The sequence below is a fragment of the Halalkaliarchaeum desulfuricum genome, from assembly GCF_002952775.1.
GTDB lineage: Archaea > Halobacteriota > Halobacteria > Halobacteriales > Haloferacaceae > Halalkaliarchaeum > Halalkaliarchaeum desulfuricum.
The window spans coordinates 1,884,269-1,902,496 of sequence record NZ_CP025066.1 but is presented as its reverse complement, the minus strand read 5'-3'; the positions used below and the strand labels follow the sequence as shown (position 1 = coordinate 1,902,496).

The 18,228-nt window shown below is 64.3% G+C and carries 19 protein-coding genes; 9 read left to right on the top strand and 10 right to left on the bottom strand.

Annotation, left to right across the window (positions count from 1 at the left end):
• Position 1: 1 nt before the first annotated feature.
• Positions 2-259 (bottom strand): sulfurtransferase TusA family protein, encoded by a 258-nt coding sequence (locus tag AArcSl_RS09470; RefSeq protein ID WP_119818188.1) that lies wholly within the window; start codon positions 257-259, stop codon positions 2-4.
• 365 nt (positions 260-624) lie between these two features.
• Between AArcSl_RS09470 and AArcSl_RS09465 the strand changes: the two genes are divergently transcribed.
• The 5 genes from AArcSl_RS09465 (at position 625) to AArcSl_RS09445 (ending at position 4,887) form a co-directional block, all read left to right on the top strand.
• Positions 625-1,818 carry an MBL fold metallo-hydrolase gene (locus AArcSl_RS09465; RefSeq protein WP_119821873.1) on the top strand — a complete coding sequence of 398 codons (1,194 nt, stop codon included), beginning with the start codon at positions 625-627 and terminating at the stop codon, positions 1,816-1,818.
• Positions 1,819-1,831: 13 nt separating this feature from the next.
• Positions 1,832-2,347, top strand: a complete 516-nt coding sequence (locus tag AArcSl_RS09460) for a YeeE/YedE family protein (protein WP_119818186.1) — start codon at positions 1,832-1,834, stop codon at positions 2,345-2,347.
• On the top strand, positions 2,344-2,829 hold the full coding sequence (locus tag AArcSl_RS09455) for a YeeE/YedE family protein (RefSeq protein ID WP_119818184.1): 486 nt from the start codon (positions 2,344-2,346) through the stop codon (positions 2,827-2,829). The genes AArcSl_RS09460 and AArcSl_RS09455 overlap by 4 nt, the downstream gene beginning before the upstream one ends.
• A gap of 118 nt (positions 2,830-2,947) precedes the next feature.
• Complete coding sequence (locus AArcSl_RS09450) at positions 2,948-4,222, top strand: M20 family metallopeptidase (RefSeq protein ID WP_119818182.1); 1,275 nt, start codon at positions 2,948-2,950, stop codon at positions 4,220-4,222.
• Positions 4,223-4,308: 86 nt separating this feature from the next.
• Positions 4,309-4,887, top strand: coding sequence for a nitrous oxide reductase accessory protein NosL (locus tag AArcSl_RS09445; protein ID WP_119818179.1), 579 nt, complete (start codon positions 4,309-4,311; stop codon positions 4,885-4,887).
• 9 nt (positions 4,888-4,896) lie between these two features.
• Here the strand turns inward: AArcSl_RS09445 and AArcSl_RS09440 are convergent, their stop codons facing one another.
• Positions 4,897-5,208: a hypothetical protein gene (locus tag AArcSl_RS09440; RefSeq protein ID WP_119818176.1), complete on the bottom strand. Its 312-nt coding sequence runs from the start codon at positions 5,206-5,208 to the stop codon at positions 4,897-4,899.
• A 110-nt stretch (positions 5,209-5,318) separates the two neighbouring features.
• On the opposite strand from AArcSl_RS09440, the gene AArcSl_RS09435 reads away from it, so the two are divergent.
• A complete protein-coding gene (locus tag AArcSl_RS09435; protein ID WP_119818173.1) occupies positions 5,319-7,364 on the top strand; it encodes a helix-hairpin-helix domain-containing protein in 2,046 nt (681 codons plus the stop codon).
• Positions 7,365-7,387: 23 nt separating this feature from the next.
• On the opposite strand, the gene AArcSl_RS09430 is transcribed toward AArcSl_RS09435, so the two are convergent.
• The gene (locus AArcSl_RS09430) at positions 7,388-8,221 is read right to left on the bottom strand and encodes an SIMPL domain-containing protein (RefSeq protein ID WP_119818170.1); all 834 of its coding nucleotides are present in this window, start codon (positions 8,219-8,221) and stop codon (positions 7,388-7,390) included.
• Between the two features lie 161 nt (positions 8,222-8,382).
• On the opposite strand from AArcSl_RS09430, the gene AArcSl_RS09425 reads away from it, so the two are divergent.
• Positions 8,383-9,189, top strand: coding sequence for an SDR family NAD(P)-dependent oxidoreductase (locus tag AArcSl_RS09425; protein ID WP_161945931.1), 807 nt, complete (start codon positions 8,383-8,385; stop codon positions 9,187-9,189).
• Between the two features lie 19 nt (positions 9,190-9,208).
• Here the strand turns inward: AArcSl_RS09425 and AArcSl_RS09420 are convergent, their stop codons facing one another.
• Complete coding sequence (locus tag AArcSl_RS09420; protein ID WP_119818164.1) at positions 9,209-10,630, bottom strand: NAD(P)/FAD-dependent oxidoreductase; 1,422 nt, start codon at positions 10,628-10,630, stop codon at positions 9,209-9,211.
• A 171-nt stretch (positions 10,631-10,801) separates the two neighbouring features.
• Here AArcSl_RS09420 and leuS point away from each other — a divergent pair, with 171 nt between their 5' ends.
• On the top strand, positions 10,802-13,543 hold the full coding sequence (leuS, locus tag AArcSl_RS09415) for a leucine--tRNA ligase (RefSeq protein WP_119818162.1): 2,742 nt from the start codon (positions 10,802-10,804) through the stop codon (positions 13,541-13,543).
• On the opposite strand, the gene AArcSl_RS09410 is transcribed toward leuS, so the two are convergent.
• From AArcSl_RS09410 to AArcSl_RS09400, 3 genes are all read right to left on the bottom strand, one after another.
• Complete coding sequence (locus tag AArcSl_RS09410) at positions 13,537-13,932, bottom strand: PIN domain-containing protein (protein WP_119818159.1); 396 nt, start codon at positions 13,930-13,932, stop codon at positions 13,537-13,539. The two genes, leuS and AArcSl_RS09410, sit on opposite strands and share 7 nt — an antisense overlap.
• Entirely contained in the window at positions 13,929-14,162 is a 234-nt protein-coding gene (locus tag AArcSl_RS09405) for a hypothetical protein (RefSeq protein ID WP_119818156.1), read from the bottom strand. Before AArcSl_RS09405 ends, AArcSl_RS09410 begins: the two co-directional genes overlap by 4 nt.
• Before the next feature lie 64 nt (positions 14,163-14,226).
• Positions 14,227-14,943, bottom strand: a complete 717-nt coding sequence (locus tag AArcSl_RS09400) for a class I SAM-dependent methyltransferase (protein WP_119818153.1) — start codon at positions 14,941-14,943, stop codon at positions 14,227-14,229.
• 263 nt (positions 14,944-15,206) lie between these two features.
• On the opposite strand from AArcSl_RS09400, the gene AArcSl_RS09395 reads away from it, so the two are divergent.
• Entirely contained in the window at positions 15,207-15,401 is a 195-nt protein-coding gene (locus AArcSl_RS09395; RefSeq protein ID WP_119818149.1) for a cold-shock protein, read from the top strand.
• A 94-nt stretch (positions 15,402-15,495) separates the two neighbouring features.
• Here AArcSl_RS09395 and AArcSl_RS09390 read toward each other — a convergent pair whose 3' ends face one another.
• The 3 genes from AArcSl_RS09390 to AArcSl_RS09380 form a co-directional block, all read right to left on the bottom strand.
• Positions 15,496-16,326, bottom strand: a complete 831-nt coding sequence (locus AArcSl_RS09390) for an IS5 family transposase (protein WP_119813768.1) — start codon at positions 16,324-16,326, stop codon at positions 15,496-15,498.
• 103 nt (positions 16,327-16,429) lie between these two features.
• Positions 16,430-17,233: an electron transfer flavoprotein subunit beta/FixA family protein gene (locus tag AArcSl_RS09385; protein ID WP_119818146.1), complete on the bottom strand. Its 804-nt coding sequence runs from the start codon at positions 17,231-17,233 to the stop codon at positions 16,430-16,432.
• Positions 17,230-18,228 (bottom strand): electron transfer flavoprotein subunit alpha/FixB family protein, encoded by a 999-nt coding sequence (locus tag AArcSl_RS09380; protein WP_119818144.1) that lies wholly within the window; start codon positions 18,226-18,228, stop codon positions 17,230-17,232. Before AArcSl_RS09380 ends, AArcSl_RS09385 begins: the two co-directional genes overlap by 4 nt.

The window sequence follows — 18,228 nt, the reverse complement described above, 5'->3', positions numbered from 1 at the left end:
TTTACTGGGTCTTCCGGACGAAGTGGACGTACAACGTCTCCCCGTCCTCGTTGCGTTCTTCCTGTTCGAGCAGCTCGACCCCGTCGGTTCCGCCGGCCCAGCCGTCGATGTCGCTCATGCTTCCCGAATCCGTGGCGACGATCTCGAGCACCTCACCGGTGTCGAGGTCGTCGGTCGCCTGCTTCGCCTTCACGACAGGCATTGGGCAGTTGAGTCCTTTTACGTCGAGCGTCTCCGTGACTGTGTAATCCGTGCTCATAGTTCGTCTACCCGTGTTGGGTCTATCCCACAATACAGGCCGGGTTGTTAAAAAGATTGTGTTGTATATACAATACTGCGCCCCGGAAATACAACCCATTTTACGAAGATACTTAAAAGGATGCAGCTGTCTCGATCGGCGGGGCGGTGGACGGATTCCGACGGAAGTTCTATTTAAAAAACCTCCGCTCAAAGGTTAGTCTGCTCTCTCCATATTTTAATAACTTTTTTATAAGTTACCACATCCGCGCGTCGAGCGCGCAATCAGGTATTAATTCCGGGCGACACCCCACCCACTAATATTGTGCTAAATAGGAATTACTATACAAAGTTTTATGGGGACGCATCCGGTACTAGCAGATGTACATGGACGAGATGGACTTCCCAACTCCGGACGTTCCGGTGGAGTCGATAACCCCTGAAGCGCTGAAGGAGCAGATCGACGCGGGCGAACCCGTCACGCTCCTCGATACGCGGATGGAAAGCGATTACGAGGAGTGGCGCATCGACGGAGAGAACGTCGAAAGCATCAACATACCCTACTACGAGTTCCTGGACGACGAGATCGACGAGTCGGTCCTCGAGCAGATTCCCGACGACGAGGAGATCACTGTCCTCTGTGCGAAGGGCGGGGCGAGCGACTACGTGGCCGGCACGCTCATCGAGCGCGGCTACGACGTGGACCATCTCGAGGAGGGGATGAACGGCTGGGCGTCGATCTACGAGGCCGTCGAGGTCGAACGCTACGACGGACCGGGGACGCTCCTGCAGTATCAGCGTCCCTCCAGCGGCTGTCTCGGGTACCTCGTGTACGACGACGGCGAAGCCGCGATCGTCGACCCGCTCCGGGCGTTTACCGACCGGTATCTCGAGGACGCAGCGGAGCTCGGCGTCGACCTGAAGTACGCGATCGACACCCACATTCACGCGGACCACATCTCCGGGGTCCGGGATCTCGACGACGAGGGAGTCGAGGGAGTCATCCCGGCGGCCGCAGTCGACCGCGGTGTCACCTACGCCGACGAACTGACGCAGGCGGCCGACGGCGACGAGTTCCAGGTCGGCGACGCCACGATAGAGACGGTGTTCACGCCCGGTCACACGACGGGAATGACCTCCTACCTGATCGGCGGGAGCCTGCTCGCGACGGGCGATGGGCTGTTCGTCGAAAGCGTCGCGCGACCGGACCTCGAGGAGGGAGACGAGGGGGCCCCCGACGCGGCCCGCCAGCTGTACGAGTCGCTCCAGGAGCGGGTACTGACGCTTCCCGACGACGTCTTGATCGGCGGCGCCCACTTCAGCGACGCCGCCGAGCCCGCCGCGGACGGAACCTACACGGCGCCGATCGGCGAACTGGTCGAGACCATGGACGCGCTTTCGGTCGACGAGGATGAGTTCGTCGAGATCGTGCTCGCGGACATGCCCCCGCGCCCGGCCAACTACGAGGACATCATCGCGACCAACCTCGGCCAACAGTCGGTCGACGACGACGAGGCGTTCACCCTCGAGCTCGGCCCGAACAACTGTGCGGCCAGCCAGGACGCGCTGACCGGGGACTGATCGCAGGACAGTGATGGGAATCGAACCGCTCGGGACGCTGGTCTGGGCGCTTCTCGGAGGGGTCTCCTACGATGCGCTGTTCCCCCACGGGATCAGCCGGTACGCCATCGGTGGCCTGTTCGTCGGCCTGGGCGTCGTGGTGATCTATCTGGGCACAAGCCTGATCCCCGGCGCGAGCACGTTCCTCGAGTCGACGCTGTCGTACGTCTCGGACCAGTCCCGGTTCCAGGAGTACCGTCCCTCCCGCGACTGGCGGCTGGTCTTCACCGCAGGGATCCTGCTCGGGGCGGTCGTCTACGCCGTCGTCTATCAGGGCGGCGCGTGGACGACCGACGTCCAGCCGTGGCGGCTGTTCTTCGGCGGGATCCTCGTGGGCATCGGCACCCGAATCGGCAAGGGCTGTACCTCCGGGCACGGCGTCTGTGGCGTCGGCTCGCGGTCGAAGACCTCGCTGGTCGGCGTCGCGACGTTCCTGATCGTCGCGATCGGAACGGCCCAACTCGTCGCAGCGCTGGGGGTGACGCCATGAGCGCCGGGATCGCCCCCGACAGCGGGTCCGGACGACACCCGCTGTTCATGCCCCTGATCTTCGTCGGGGGACTGCTGTTCGGGTTCGGCCTCGGATTCAGCCACATGGCACGACCCGAGGTCGTCCTCGACTTCCTGCAGTTCACCGACTTCGGGCTGCTGTTCGTGATGTTCGGCGCCGCGATCGTCACCGGCGTGACGTTCTGGGTCGTCCCTCGTCTCCGCGATCGGGCGCCGCTGACCGGCGATGGCTACGGCCGGCGGCTCAAGCCGTTCGACCGGAGCGTGCTCGTCGGCGGCTCGATCTTCGGCGTCGGCTGGGGACTGTCCGGCATCTGTCCCGGCGCCGCCTACGCCAGCGTCGGCATCGGCAACTGGCCGATCCTGTGGGCGATCGCCGGCATGTTCGTCGGCGCGTATCTTCAAGGCGTCTGGCGGAGCCAGCGCGCGACCGTCGGCACGCCCGCGAGTGCGGACGATTAGCTCGGCGCGCTTCTCTCCCCCGTCCACCCGAGACTCCGTCGACGAATCGTCGTGTTTTTGTAGTTTTGTGCCAACCACACACTTTTAACTGAATCCGGCGTAGCTACGGCAGAGAGACATGTCCCGCGTCCCGGAGCCGATCGCGTTCGTCCGCGAGAGCAACGAACAGCTCGCGGATCTCGCGATGGAACTCCTGTCGGTCGACACGCAGAACCCGCCGGGAGAAACCCGGGGGCTCGTGGACACCCTCGAGGGCTGGTTCGTCGAATGGGGGTTCGACGTCGAGCGGCACGCCGTCGACCCGGCAAAGCCGAATCTGCTCGCGACGCTTCCCGGCGAGACCGACCGAACGCTGTGTTACAACGGCCACGTGGACACCGTCCCGTTCGACCGCGAAGCGTGGACGTACGATCCCCTCGGGGAGCGCGTCGGGGTCTCGAAAAACGGCGACAATGAAACACGGCTGTACGGCCGCGGCGCGACAGACATGAAGGGACCGCTCGCGTCGATGCTGGTCGCCGCCCGGGCGTTCGCGGAAACGGGGACCACCCCACCGGTGACGCTGTCGTTTGCGACCGTCAGCGACGAGGAGACGGGCGGTGCGGGGCTGAAGGCGCTCCTGGAATCGGGTCAACTGGACGCCGATGCCTGCGTAATCGGCGAGACGACCTGCGAGCGCGGCAATCACTCGGTCACGGTCGCCGACAGGGGGAGTATCTGGCTGACGCTTTCGGCGACCGGCGAATCCGCCCACGGCTCCCGTCCGATGCTGGGGAAAAACGCGATCGACAGGCTGTGGACCGCGATCGAGCGCCTCCGGGCTCGGCTTCCCGCCCGGACGTTCGATCTCGATCCCGCGATCGAATCGATCGTCGAGGAGTCGGTCGATTACTACGCCCCGGTGATGGGCGAGGAAGCCGCACGGGAGCTTTTCACTCGACCGACGGTCAATCTAGGAACGATCGAGGGGGGCGAAGCCGTAAACAGTGTGCCGCAGTTCGCCCGGGCCCGACTCGACGTCAGGGTGACTGCGCGGGTCGACACCCCCCGGATCCTCGCGTACATCCGGGAGTGTATCGACGACGTCGAAGGCGTCACGATTGCCGACACCAGCTGGTCGGTCGGGACCGCAGAGCCGATCGACGCACCGATCGTCGAGGCAGTCGCAACCGTCGCCGGCGAGGTCACAGGCGAACACATCTATCGCCGGAGCGCGACGGGCGGCGGCGACGCCAAGAAGCTGCGAAACGCAGGCATTCCGACCGTCGAGTTCGCGCTCGGTACCGACACCGTCCACGCCGTCGACGAGTACACCACCATCGAGGCGCTGCAGGCCAACGCGGAGATTTACGCGCGTCTCCCCTGGGCGTTCGCTCGAACGCTCGAAGTGTGATCGGGACGTGAGTCGCGAGGATACGGCCGGCGCGTTTCGTCGGTCGTACCAGACGGCCTAATTCGTCGCCTCGCCTACGTTGCTACATGACGGACCACTGTTTCGCGACGGATCTCACCCGACGTCGGCTCCTGTCGGGGACGGCCACAACAGTCACGCTCTCGACGGTCGGACTCGCCGGCTGTCTCGGCTCGGAGATCCCGGAGCCGATCGCACTCGACGGCGATCAGCACTGCGACCAGTGTGGGATGGTGATCAGCGAGCACCCCGGTCCGGCCGGGCAGACGTACTTCGAGGGGGATCTCCCGGAGGGACGGGACGGTCCGGCGTGGTTCTGCAGCAGCAAGTGCACGTACAACTACGAGTTCGACATGGAGGATCGAGGTGAGACGACACAGGTGACGTACCTGACCGACTACTCCGCCGTCGACTACGGGGTCGAAGGCGAGGGGGACTCGCTCGTCATCACCGCACACCTCGCGGCGGACGCGTTCGCCGACGCCGACGGGCTCGTTCTCGTCGCCGGCAGCGACGTCGAAGGCGCGATGGGAACCGCGTTGATACCGTTTTCCGACGCCGACGACGCGGAGGCGTTCGCGGCCGACTACGGCGGAGAAATCGTTTCCCACGCGGAGGTCACCCGCGAGTTGCTCGCGGGGGTTTGATCCGGTGATTCACTTCTTTTTTCGCTCTTCGTCGTTACCGCCGCTCGGGAGGCTGTGCGGATCGAGCGTTTCCTCCCCGCGGCGGGCGTCCTCCCGCTCGAAGAGGTACACTGCGGGGCCGATCATGGCGACCACCAGCAGCCCGGCCGGCGGGATCTCCGGAAAGACCGCAGCCAGCGTGGCTGCTCCGCCGAGGCTCGCGAAGACCACCGAAGCGAGGAGTCGCGGTCGAGAAACGGGGACGGAGCGCGCATCGTAGTAGACGACAGCCGAGAGTAGTGCGGCAGCGACCAGTCCGGCGAGCAGGATCCCCCAGTTCACAGTCGTGGGTCGGCGGGAGCCGGCAAAAAACTGTGCCACGACCGGCCGGGGCGGGCTCCGGACCGGCCACCCGCATCCTTTTGTCGGTGCCCGCGGTAACGGGGGGATAGATGGAGCTCGAGGACGTGCCGGGCGTCGGGGAGAAGACCGCGTCGGCGCTTTCACAGCTCGAGGACCCCGAGCGTGCGCTCCGGGAGGGCGACGTCGCCGCGATCGCCCGCGCCCCCGGCATCTCGGAGGGGCGGGCCGCCGCGATCGCCCGCGGTGCGATCCGGCGACAGCACGGCGACGATGGGGGCTTTCTCGCGACCGATCGCGCCCGTGAGATCTACCGGGACGCGCTCGGGTTGCTCAAAGAGCGAGCCGAGACGGACTATGCCGAAAAGCGTCTGGAGACGTTCTATCCGAGCGTCGCTCCCTCCCGAATCTCGGAGGTCCGGGAGTTCACCCGGCAGGCGATCAAACGGGAGCCGGATCCGGCCATCTCGACGGCGCTCGAGGGAGTACAGCCGCTGGAGACACCCTCGCCGGTCCGTGTGCGCGAGCGGAGTCTCGCGACCGCCGACGCAGAGCGGTACGCAGCCGCACAGCGACGGTTCCCGGAGCTGTCCATCGAGGTGATCGAGGACAGACAGGACGTCGCGGAGCTGGCCCGGTCCTACTCGACGGTGATCGTGCTCGACGAGGCGTTCGCGGGGATGGACGTCGCCGGCGACGTGCAGGTTCGGACGGACGTTCAGCTCGGTTCCGAGTCGGACGGCCGGAGCGTGGACCTCGAGACGACCGCAGAGATCGTCCCCGAACGGCTGCTGACCTTCTTCGCGCACAATCGGGGGGCGCTGCAGGCCGCCCTCCGGGTCCACGAGGCGGCCGACCTCGAGCCGGCCGTCGACCCCGAACGGCTTCGCGGGGCGCTCTCGCAGGTCGACGACGACGGTACTGTCGTCGGCGACGGGGAGCTCGATCGACTTTCGCGGGCGGTCGACGACCTCGACGCGGCGGTCGGCACCGCCGAATCGGTCGCCAACGACCATCTCCGGGCGGCCATCGGCGAGCGGGACGTCACCATCGAGGGACGCGACTTCCTCTCGCTAGTCGAGCAGGGCGCCCGCGTGGACTCGCTGCTCTCCCGGGAGCTCCACGAGGAGTACGAGGAGGCGATCCGGAAGGCGCGGGAACATCTCGCAGATGCGCTGGCGCTGTCGGACGGCGAGCCGGAGCTTGCCGAACGCGTGTTCGGCGGGGAGCCGACGTTCCCGGTCGAGCGCAACGAGGAGGCAGTCTCCCGGCTCCGTACGGAGCTTTCGGCTGCGCGCGATCGGCGGGCCGCCCGGCTGAAGTCGGAGCTTGCAGCCGAGCTCTCGGCGCTTCGCGAGCCCGTCGAGACGCTCGTCGCCGACGCGCTGGAGCTGGACGTCGAGCTGGCTGTGTCGCGCTTTTACCGGGAGTTCGACTGCACGATGCCGACGTTCCTCGACGACGAACTCGGCGATCGTGGCGCCGACTCGGCGGAATCCCCCGGGATCGAGGTGGTCGGTGGCCGATCCCCGCTGCTGGACGTCGCCTTCGAGTCGGTAGAGCCGGTCGACTACGGCGTCTCGGGAGTAACGCTGCTTTCGGGGGTCAACTCCGGCGGCAAGACCTCGACGCTGGATCTGCTGGCGCTTTTGACGATCCTCGCACAGATGGGGCTGCCGGTGCCGGCCGAGGAGGCGCGACTCCGCCGGTTTTCCGGGCTCGACTACTACGCCAAATCACAGGGAACGCTGGACGCCGGGGCGTTCGAATCGACGCTCCGGGAGTTCGGCGAACTCGCCGATGGCGCCGACGGCCGGCTGGTGCTCGTCGACGAACTCGAATCCATCACCGAACCGGGCGCGAGCGCGAAGATCGTCGCCGGCATCCTGGAGGAGCTCGATCGACAGGACGCGACCGCCGTCTTCGTCTCTCACCTGGCCCGGGAGATCCGGGAGGCAGCCGACTTCTCGATCGCCGTCGACGGGATCGAGGCGGTCGGGCTGGAGGACGGCGAACTCGTCGTCGAGCGGTCGCCAGTCCGAAACCACCTCGCGCGGTCGACGCCGGAGCTGATCGTCGAAAAGCTCGCCGGCGAGTCGGACGCGGCGTTCTACGAGGGACTTCTCGAGAAGTTCTAGCCGCGCTTCGGATCGAATCCGGGTTAGGCCATCTCGTACTGGATCCGAACCTCGGCGGTGACCGTCACCTCACCGGTTTCGATCCCGGTAGCGGGCTCCTCGTCGGGTGCCGGCGTCGGCTCTGGCGCCTCGGCGACCATCATGGCGTCGCGTCGAACCGGGGAGACTCGTCCCTCGGACGCGTCGACGACGGTCGCCTCGAGGATCTCTGCCCCCACCTCGTCGGCGATCGTGTCCGCCTCCGACCGGGCTTCCTCGATCGCCTGACGGAGCGCCTCCTCCCGGAGGTCAGCCTGCTTGTCGTCCGAGAGCGTGTACGTCACTCGCCCGACATCGTCGGCGCCGGCGTCGATCGCGACGTCGATCACCTCACCGACGGCGTCGACGTCGTGGATCTCGATCTCGAAGTCGTGGCTTCCCTGGTAGTAGGTGTAGTCTTCTTCGTCAAAGTCGGGATCGCCGGGGCGGGCGCCGTCCTCGTCCATCGCCTGCCGGTCGAGCCGGTCGCGGATGTAGTATCGCCGGGTGGTGATGTCGTCCTCGTCGATGCCGTACGCGACGAGCGCGTCGATCAGCTCTTCGGCCTTTGTCGCGATCTCGTCGCGCGCCTCGGGAGCGGTGTCGGCCCGCGACTCGACACCGGCCCGCAGCACGGCCATGTCAGGATCGTCAGATACCTCGCCGGAGTTGGTGACGATCACGGTTCTGGTGGTGCCGCTTGCGTCCACGTCCTCGACCGACGGGTTGCCGGTCCCGTCGGCGTCGTTCGGGCCGTCGTCGGCGCTGGTGCCGGCACAGCCCGCAAGTGTGATTGCCGCAACGGTACCGCCTGCCGCGAGCAGTTCTCTGCGCCTCATGGTCGACCATGGGGGCGAATACCCACTTAAAGTAGCGATAGCACAAACGGCCGTTTGAGATACCGGTAGCGGTGGTTTCAACCGGGTCGCGGTGGCCCATGGGCGTCCCGCTGGCGTGGCCGGGGAAAAGATCTTTTAAGTTACAAAAGTTGGAAGCGTCCATGGCAGAAACTGACACGCAGTCTCGGACGGCACTTGTGACCGGTGCGTCGAGTGGAATCGGGTGGGAGCTCGCAGACGTCGCAGCCGGCGACGGATACGATGTCGTCCTCACAGCCCGCCGCGAAGAACGGCTCCGGGAACTCGCGGATAAACTGGAGAAGAAACACGGGGTTCGAACGACGGTGATCTCGCAGGATCTCGCAGTTCAGAACGCAGCCGAGACGTTGTTCGAATCGGTTCAGGATGAAGGCCTCGAGATACACACGCTCGTCAACAACGCGGGGATCCCGAATTACGGTGATTTTCTCGAGACGGACCGAGAGGCCGAACAGGGAATGATGCAGCTGAATACGGTCACACTCACGGAGCTCACGAAGCTCTTCGGCCGGGAGATGAGCACCCGCGGCGACGGTGCCATACTGAATACTGCGTCGTTAGCGGCGCTGTATCCGATCCCCAAGAAGGCAGTCTATGCAGCGACGAAGTCGTACGTGTTGTCCTTTTCCCGTGCGGTCGCACACGAACTCGAAGACGAGGGGATAACCGTGACGGCGCTGTGTCCCGGGGTCGTAGAAACTGAATACGCCGATCGAGGGAACGTCGATGACAGCAATACGATGGACGGGATCACGAACGATCCGCGAACCGTAGCGAAAGCGGGATGGGACGGACTGCAAAACGGTGAGCGTATCGTGTTCCCCTCGACGTTTGCAACGTACGGTGCCCAGGCCGTACGGATCCTTCCGCGAAAAATGATCACGAAACTCGGCGAGAGCACGGTCGAAGAGGGGCAATCTTGGATTTGAGTGGCCGCTGAAGGAGTACTCAATCGTCGCCCGGAGCCGGTGTCGTTTTCCCGGATGCCATCAGGGCAGCCGGATCCACAGATGCACCGGTCGTTCGAGTGCGCGGACTCAAGACGCGGCGGGCGATCGACGGACGGAACAGCGACGTCGGCGGCTGTTCCATCATCATCACGCGATAGAAGGCCGTCCGTAACCGGCCATCGGAGTGTGCCTTTCTGACGAGACGGGACATGTAACGATTGAAGACCGACAGTCCCGTCGGCTTCGATCCCGTCGTCTCTTCGAACGCGAAATCCGTCCCGATCGCCATCTGCCAGGCGACGTCGAGGATGGGTGAGGCGCGCTCGAAAAACTCGGTCGCGATAGCCGATCGATATCCGTCCGCCAGACAACTGTGCAACACGAGCGATTCGAGGGCGGCGACGGACATTCCCTGCCCGTAGATGGGATTGAAACTCGTGATGGCGTCGCCCACGACGACCAGTCCGTCAGGGAAGTCGTCCAACCGCTCGTAGTACCGCCTGACGTTGGAGGGGAACGGGTACGGTTCGATTTCGCGGTCGGCAAACTCGTAGGTCTCGACGAACCACCGGCCGACTGATGTCGGACAGTTTGCGATGTACTCCTCGAACGCTTCGGGCTCGGTCGGCGGGCGAACCCCGTGAATCCCCGAGAGGCCGACAATCCACTCGTCGTTCTCGATCGGAATGGCAACCCATCCCCGCTTTCGTGGTGCGTCGGGCAACATCGCGATGGACCACCGCCTATCTGGCGGCCGCTCGAACCATCCCGTGCTGTAGGCCGTATCGACGGTCACCTCTTCCACGTCGGGGGCGTCGTATCCGTGGGCGGTGAGCCAGTTCGGCGTCCGACTCGTTCGCCCAGTCGCGTCGACGACCAGATCGGCGTGGATGTCGTCTTCGGTCCCGCCCTCGGAAACGGTTACCCCCTTGATGTCGCCCGCATCGTCACTCAGATAGTCGACAAACGAACACTCCGCTCGCAGTCGTACTCCCGACAAATCACGGACACGGCGGCGGATCTGCTGTTCGAACAGGGGGCGACTGGCGGCATACATCGGCACTCGTTCGGTGCCGTCGGCCATGAAATCCCCCTCGAGATAGTGGTTGACGTCGCTGGCGCCGTCGAGAAGGAGCGCTCCGGCCGCGATCAAGTCCTCACAGTACCCCGGAAACAGGTCCTCGATCGTCGCCCGACCCGCCTCCATCAGCAGGTGGGCGTGATCCGACTGGGGCACCCCCTTCCGGGCTACTGGTTCGTCCGGAAGCGAATCCTTGTCGATGATCGTCACACTGGCGAACCCGTCGGACAACACCCGTCCCGCCAGCAACCCTGCGACGCTGGCCCCGATCACGACGGCGTGACCGTCGCGCTCGGATACCCGAGCAGGATCGTATCGGCGAGTGTGAGATAGTGTCATGTCAACTCACCACATAGGAAACGATCCAGTTAAGAGTTTCCTACATGTCACTTCAGCCCCTCGTGAACTCGAGAGGTTGTTCCGGCGCAACGCCGGCGACAGCTGTTCGAAACGGATGTTCGATGGAAAGGTATAGGGCGAAGACGGAAGGACGTGTGTACAAGCGAAAGCATGTCCGAACAGGGATACGACCACACAGCGGTCGAACGACGATGGCAGGAGGCCTGGGACGAGGCCGACGCGTACCGGATCCCCGACGATGCCGAGGACCCGACTTACGTCCTCGGGATGTACCCGTACCCCTCCGGGGAACTCCACATGGGGCACGTCAGGAACTACACGATCACCGACGCCTACGCCCGGTACCGGCGCATGCGCGGCGACGACGTGCTGCACCCGATGGGGTGGGACGCGTTCGGCCTCCCCGCCGAAAACGCCGCCAAGGAGCGGGACAGCAACCCCCGCGACTGGACGTTCGACTGCATCGAGACGATGAAAGGACAGATGGAGTCGATGGGCTTTGGCTACGACTGGGACCGCGAGATCACCACCTGCACGCCGGAGTACTACCGCTGGAACCAGTGGCTGTTCCGACGCTTTGCCGAGGAGGAGCTCGTCGAGCGCCGCGACGCCGACGTGAACTGGTGTCCCGACTGCGAGACCGTCCTGGCCGACGAACAGGTTGAGGCCCACAACGGCGAGGAACTGTGCTGGCGGTGTGACACCCCCGTCGAGACGCGCGAGCTGGCCCAGTGGTTCCTGAAGATCACCGAGTACGCCGACGAGCTCGTGGAGTACATCGACGAGCTGGAGGGATGGCCAGACTCCGTCCGACAGATGCAACGGAACTGGATCGGCCGGCAGTACGGAACCACCCTCCCGTTCGAGATCACCGGTCCGGACGGATCGGAGCGCGACTACGGCACCGTCGAGGCGTTCACCACCCGTGCCGACACCGTCTTCGGCGCGACGTTCTTCGCGCTGGCGCCCGATCACCCGATCACCGAAGAGCTGATCGAGACCGACGACGCAGTCCACGAGTTCGTCCACCACGAGGCGGACCCGGACGGCGACGAACCCAACGGCGTCAGAACCGACCTGACCGCGAGAAACCCCGTCACCGGCGAGGAGCTGCCGGTGTTCGTGGCCGACTTCGTGCTGTCGGACGTCGGTACCGGCGCCCTGATGGGCGTGCCGGGCCACGACCACCGCGACCACGAGTTCGCCTCGAAGAAGGGCGTCCCGATCGAGCCGGTGATCGCGCCGGAACCCGACGACTGGGAGGGGCCGGAGACCGACGAGGTTCCCGACGCGCCCGACGTGAGCGAGGGGGCCTTCACCGACGACGGCGTGCTCGTAAACTCCGGTGACTACACCGGACTCGACAGCGACACCGCCCGCGAGCAGATCACTGCAGACACCTCCGGCGCCGAGGAGACGACCCAGTACCGGCTTCGCGACTGGGGCATCTCCCGGCAGCGCTACTGGGGGACGCCGATCCCGGTCGTTCACTGCGACGACTGCGGCCCGGTGCTGGTACCCGAGGCGGAACTACCGGTCGAACTCCCCGAATTTATAAACACCACCGGCAACCCGCTGGACGCCGCCGACGAGTGGAAAGAAACCACCTGTCCAGATTGCGGGGCCGACGCCGTCCGGGAGACGGACACGATGGACACGTTCGTCGACTCCTCGTGGTACTTCCTGCGGTACGTCTCCCCCGACCTGACGGAGGGGCCGTTCGACCTTGAGCGGGCCAACGACTGGATGCCGGTCGACCAGTACGTCGGCGGGATCGAACACGCCGTGATGCACCTGCTGTACTCGCGGTTCTTCACCAAGGTGCTCGCCGATCACGAGGGGCTACAGCACCGCGAGCCGTTCACAAACCTGCTCGCGCAGGGAATGGTCCAGCTGGAGGGAGCGAAGATGTCCAAATCGAAGGGCAACGTCGTCTCCCCCCAGCGCATCGTCGAGGAGTACGGCGCCGACACTGCTCGCCTGTTCATGATGCAGGCCGCCCAGCCCGAGCGCGACTTCGACTGGAGCGAGGAGGGCGTCAGGTCGACCTACCGGTTCCTGACCCGGCTGAAACGCGAGGTCGAGGCGTTCGTCTCGACCAGTCCGGACGGCGACCGTACCCCTGTCGCCGATTATGTCGAAAGCGAAATCGATGCGACGATCGAGGCCGCGACAGCCGACTACGAGACGCTGACGTTCAACACCGCCCTCCGGGAGGCACAGGGGCTCGTTCGAACGATCCGGCAGTACCGCGAACACGCCGAAGAGCAGGGTGAAGAGACGCATGCACCGACCGTGGGGCGCGGGCTGGCGGCCGCGATCAAACTGCTGGCGCCCGTCGCACCCCACCTCGCCGAGGAACTGTACGACGAACTCGGCGACGTCGACGGGGGGAGCGACTGGGTGGACGAGGGCCTGCTCGTCGACGCCACCTGGCCAGAACCCGACGGCGACATCGAGGGGGCGACGGAGCGCCGGAAGCTGGTGGCGAACACCCGCGAAGACGTCCGACAGATCGTCGACGTCGCCGGAATCGACGACCCCGAACGCATCGACGTCGTCGTGACGCCCGACTGGAAGTTCCGGGCGCTCGAAATCGCCGTCGAGAGCGACGCCGACAACCTGATCTCCGAGCTGATGGGAGACGCCGAGATCCGCGAACACGGCGACGCAGCAGCCGACTTCGGGAAGGAGCTCGACGCCGAACGCGAGGCACTCACCCTGACGCTGCCGCCCGAGCGAGAGTACGAGGCGCTCAGGGAAGCCGCCTGGCTGATCGAACGCGAATTCGAGGCGCCAGTGCGCGTGCTCCGGGCCGAAGCAGCCGACGACGACGTCGCCGGCAAGGCCGAACCCGGACGACCGGCGATTCACATCGAAGAAGGTCAGTAAGTTTCGGTATCGACCCCGAGCGCCTCGAAATCGTCGGGGTTGGCCGTAAGTACGGGTTCCTCGAGTTCGTGAGCCACGGCACCGATATAGGCGTCATTCGTCTCGACGCCGCTGTCACCACCGTGTTCCCTGTCCGCCGCAGCGAGAAGCCTGCTAGCCGTCCGCGCCATCTCTTCAGTGATGTCCACTCGTGGATATCCCATGAGCGCGTTCTGAACAATGCGTCGCTCCTCCTCACTGTTGGTGTATACGACACCGTAGTACACTTCGGCCACGACTGGTGTCGGAAGCCACTGGATTTCCCCATTGTCCGTGAGCTGCGTTCCGATTTCCAGGGCGTTCGGGTTCCCGTCCATCACGTCGAAGAGATACGAGGAATCGAGGATCACTCGCGGAATGCCTCCCGTGCCCGCCGCAATCGTTCTTCGTCACGCCCGCCGAATCGCTCGGCGGCCTCCCGCGCTTTATCCACCTCGGCCGAAGAGAGGATCCCGACGAGTTCCTCGGGCTCGGGTTCGCGCGTCAGGCGACGAAGGGTTTCGAACATCGTCTCACCCTCCTCGTTGTGTGCCTTCACCCACGCGTGGTACTCATCCGGGACGCGTATCATCTTCGCCATGTCGTAAATTGTGATTTACAAGGTGAAAAACATTCGGCCGAGTGTTGATATTCCAGGTCCCGGTTCAGCGACTCGTCCCGTCTCCGTCCATCGACGGCGCGCGAAACGCCCGAACGGTTTCCCGCCGTTCGGCGTCGGTCTCGACCGCTGTAAACCCTCGTTCGGTGAAGATTTCGCCCCAGTTCCGGTGGTAGATGGGGAATTCGTCGTTGACGTAGCTCACGTCCAGGTCAGTCGCTCCGTCGATTTCGGCGGGTTCCTCGCTTTCTGGGGACCGTTTGTTTGCTGCAGAGCCCTCGTTGCTGGCGTGTTCCTCGCTTTCTGCGGACCCCTCGTGTTCGATGGTGACGAGGAGCGCACCCGTGATCCGGGCGAGTTCGTCGAAGATCCACGCAGAATCAGGATGGACGTGCTGGAGCGTCTGTATCGAATAGACGGCGTCGAACTGATCGTCCTCGAAACCGTCGATGACGTCCTCGATCGCGTTTATATAGAGTGTTGCATCGGCTGCGAGCGCCGGATACGCCTCGGCCATCACGGCCGTGGCGTCCTCGTTGACTTCGATCCCCGAGAGATCGCTGAACCCGTGCTCGTGGAGATATGACAGGTGCCGGCCCGAACTACAGCCCAACTCCAGGACCGACGCCTCTCGCCCGACGTGAGACTCCAGAAGCCGACGAACGGTCTCGCTCATCTCGTTGGGACCGTAGTAGGCATAATACTCCGGGGAATATTCGCCGGAGCGTTGCGCCCACTGCCGCCGGACTTGTGTCGGATTCACATGTAATCGAGGAGAGAAATGGGCAAAAGTCCGTCGAAGTGGGCTGCGGTGATCGAACGAGTTGTGACACTGGATGAGGTGGTTGGGATATCACGGAAGCGGCCGGGCGTTGTGACCAGATCGGATAGTCACCCTCACAAAAGTCCCGATGTAGAACATACATCCACCAGAGTGGGTTAAAAAAATATTTTCAAATAATGTTTCTCGTTTTTGATGGACAAATACCAACCCTTATCCGTGTCACCGGCCTTTCTCTAGTTGCAATGGCAAACGGTAAGGTTGATTTCTTCAACGACACAGGCGGCTACGGTTTCATCTCGACTGACGACTCCGACGACGACGTGTTCTTCCACATGGAAGACGTTGGCGGCGAGGATCTGTCCGAAGGAACCGAGATCGATTTCGATATTGAACAGGCTCCCAAGGGCCCCCGCGCGACGAACGTCAATCGCGTATAACTGCGAATTCACGGCGTCGTCTTCCGACGACGTGGTGTGATTTCGTTTTCTTGTGATTTATTGGCTCCATTGAATCGCTGTAAGACGTTAGAATTCATGGTTTGACGTAGCGTTTGATGTTGTAGACGAGACACATCAGGGCAATCTCGCGGAACTCGCGGTACCATTCACGCGCTCGGACGGCCGAGCCGTACGAGCGCTTGACCGAGGAGTTGGCGGTTTCGGTCATCGAGCGCTGATTGTAGAGATCGTCGTTAATTCGGGCGTTGTGTGCGTGATCGTAGGGCGCGAACACACGATGTTTGACGAGTGGTCTGATGCCGAGTTCACGGAGTTGCTCGCGTAACTCTTGGCTGTCGTAGCCCTTATCGGCGGCAAGCGTGCGTAACTCGCCCGGGTAGCGCCGGGCGAGTTGCGCACAGACATCGGCGTCACTCCCTTCTCTGGTCGTGGTGCAGTGTACGTCAAGGATCGCTTGCGTCTCTGTATCGACGAGTTTCGTCGCCTCGATGGTCTGAACGCGGTAGTTCGTGCGGTCACAGTAGTGTTTGCTGGCCGGAGAGCGTTCGTAGTAGGTAGCGTCAACGGCAGCGTCGGGAGAGGGATTGTGCAACTGCGCCGAGTGGCGCAGCAGCACTCGCCAAACTGCCATCTCAATCCTGTCGAGCCACTTATTCAACGTGGATGGTGCCGGGAGATCGTCCGGTTCAAGGCCAATAATCTCCAGAATTTGCGTCATTGTCTCTAACAGGTCGATTGTCATCACGTAGGATTTCTCAAGGAAAATTCGCAAGCCGTGAAGCGAAATCATCGCCCATTCAGCGAAGCTGCCGCCACCTTCCGGGGCGGCAGCTTCCTCAGCATCGTCGGAATAACTTTTGGCGAGCGAGACTAATTCCTCGGTGAGGCGGGTGGTAAGGTTCATCCAAACTGCTACTCACTCGCCTCAACTTCTTCGATTTTACGACTTACTACGGCGATGTCTGGCGATTCAATGGAGCCGATTTATTACACGTCCGGAGCGGCAGCTACAGCTCTTGTGCGATCACCGACGCGATCTCGTCGGCCTGCGTCTCGGGGTCGCCCTCGACCCACTCGCCCAGCCGGTCTGGGCCTTCGATCGCCTCGAGATCCGCCACCTCGGTGTAGGAGCCGTCGAGGCCCAGTTCCGACTCGGGCAAATCGAGGTCGCCGGCGTCGTAGACGGTGAGCTCCCACTCGTTTTCGGCCCACCGCTTGCGCTTGAAGTCCGGGAACCGAGGGTCGTTGACGCCGTACTCGACGCTCGCGACCGCCGGAAGCGGCACCCGCACGGTCTCCTCGCCGCCGGCCTTCGTCCGGACCGCATGCAGCGATCCGTCCTCGATTTCCGCCTCGCTTACGGCCATCACCTGGGCGGCGTCGAGCCACTCGGCGATCCCCGGCGGCACCTGTCCCGTCGAGGAGTCCGACGACTCCTCGCCACAGAGCACCAGATCGACGTCACCGAGTTTCCGGACGCCCGCCGCGAGCACTCGGCTCGTCGGGTAGGTGTCTGCCCCCGCGAACGCCCGATCGGAGAGCAAGATTGCGTCGTCGGCGCCCATTGCGACCACGTCCTGGAGGTGTTCCTCGAAGAACGGCGGCCCCATCGACACCGCAATCACCTCGGCGTCCTCGCCGGCCTCCGCAGCCGCGTCCTTCAACTGGAGCGCCAGTTCGACGGCGTTCTTGGCGGCAGGGTCCAGCTGGGAGTCGGCGTCCTCCCGGTCGATCGTCATCGTCTCCTCGTCGAGCGTGACCTCCTCGGGTTTGGGGACGACCTTCACCGCAACCGCGATCGAAAGCGTCATGCGGAGATCACCCCCTCGGCCTCCAGCTGTTCGATCAACGGCGGCAACACCTCGAAGAGGTCGCCCTCGATGCAGTAGTCGGCGTGATCGAAGATCGGCTCCTCGGGGTCGGTGTTCACCGCGATAACGGTGTCGACGTCGTCGAGCCCGGAGGTGAAGTACACCGAGCCGCTGATGCCGGCACAGATCGCCACGTCCGCCTGCAGGGAGTAGCCGGTCGAGCCGATCTGTCGCTCCCGGGAGACGAGTCCCTCGTCACAGAGGGGACGAGTCACCCCCAGCGTTGCGTCGAGCGCCTCAGTGAGTTCGCGTGCCAGTTCCAGATCGCCGTCGAACCCGCGGCCGGCACAGACGACGACGTCCGCACCCGGGAGGTCGACTGTCTCGCCGACCTCCCGATCCAGAACCTCCGTGAGGATGTCGTCCGCAGAGAGATCGGGCTCGCGAACCGCGAGATCCCCTTCCCGGGAGTCGTCGGGCTCGAGCGCGGTGAACACGCCCGGTCGGACGGTGCTCATCTGCGGCCGTCCCTTCGCTTTCACCATCGCGAGGATGCCTCCGGCGAAGGCGGGCACGCCGCCGACGAGGCTCCCGTCGTCGTCGACCTCCAGCCGGACGACGTCGGCGTTGAGCCCGGCGTGGAGCCGGACCGCCAGCCGGCCGGCCAGCCCGATCCCGTCGTTGGTCGCCGGCGACAGGAACATGGCGGGGTCCCCCTCGCGGAGCGCCTCCTCGACGGCGTCGACGTACGTTTCTGGCCGATAGACGTCGAGCAGGTCGTGTTCGATCTGGACGACCCCGTCGGCACCCCGGGCGATCGCCGCCTCCGCGAGCCCGTCGAGATCGTCTCCGGCACCCACCAGGACTGCGGTGACCCCGGTGTCGAGCTCTCCTGCGAGCTCCCTTGCCTTCCCGAGGATCTCGTAGCTGACGTTCGATACCGCACCGTCCGCCGATTCCAGGTACACCCAGATGTCGTTGTCGTAGGCAGTCAT

Bases quoted from the DNA above. Each gene is read 5' to 3' on its own strand.
- AArcSl_RS09435 (WP_119818173.1), top strand. From the start codon at position 5,319: ATGGAGCTCGAGGACGTGCCGGGCGTCGGGGAGAAGACCGCGTCGGCG.
- AArcSl_RS09465 (WP_119821873.1), top strand. From the start codon at position 625: ATGGACGAGATGGACTTCCCAACTCCGGACGTTCCGGTGGAGTCGATA.
- AArcSl_RS09445 (WP_119818179.1), top strand. From the start codon at position 4,309: ATGACGGACCACTGTTTCGCGACGGATCTCACCCGACGTCGGCTCCTG.
- AArcSl_RS09430 (WP_119818170.1), bottom strand. From the start codon at position 8,221: ATGAGGCGCAGAGAACTGCTCGCGGCAGGCGGTACCGTTGCGGCAATC.
- leuS (WP_119818162.1), top strand. From the start codon at position 10,802: ATGTCCGAACAGGGATACGACCACACAGCGGTCGAACGACGATGGCAG.
- AArcSl_RS09405 (WP_119818156.1), bottom strand. From the start codon at position 14,162: ATGGCGAAGATGATACGCGTCCCGGATGAGTACCACGCGTGGGTGAAG.
- AArcSl_RS09450 (WP_119818182.1), top strand. From the start codon at position 2,948: ATGTCCCGCGTCCCGGAGCCGATCGCGTTCGTCCGCGAGAGCAACGAA.
- AArcSl_RS09425 (WP_161945931.1), top strand. From the start codon at position 8,383: ATGGCAGAAACTGACACGCAGTCTCGGACGGCACTTGTGACCGGTGCG.
- AArcSl_RS09470 (WP_119818188.1), bottom strand. From the start codon at position 259: ATGAGCACGGATTACACAGTCACGGAGACGCTCGACGTAAAAGGACTC.
- AArcSl_RS09455 (WP_119818184.1), top strand. From the start codon at position 2,344: ATGAGCGCCGGGATCGCCCCCGACAGCGGGTCCGGACGACACCCGCTG.
- AArcSl_RS09460 (WP_119818186.1), top strand. From the start codon at position 1,832: ATGGGAATCGAACCGCTCGGGACGCTGGTCTGGGCGCTTCTCGGAGGG.
- AArcSl_RS09390 (WP_119813768.1), bottom strand. From the start codon at position 16,326: ATGAACCTTACCACCCGCCTCACCGAGGAATTAGTCTCGCTCGCCAAA.
- AArcSl_RS09395 (WP_119818149.1), top strand. From the start codon at position 15,207: ATGGCAAACGGTAAGGTTGATTTCTTCAACGACACAGGCGGCTACGGT.
- AArcSl_RS09420 (WP_119818164.1), bottom strand. From the start codon at position 10,630: ATGACACTATCTCACACTCGCCGATACGATCCTGCTCGGGTATCCGAG.
- AArcSl_RS09380 (WP_119818144.1), bottom strand. From the start codon at position 18,228: ATGACTGCCTACGACAACGACATCTGGGTGTACCTGGAATCGGCGGAC.
- AArcSl_RS09385 (WP_119818146.1), bottom strand. From the start codon at position 17,233: ATGACGCTTTCGATCGCGGTTGCGGTGAAGGTCGTCCCCAAACCCGAG.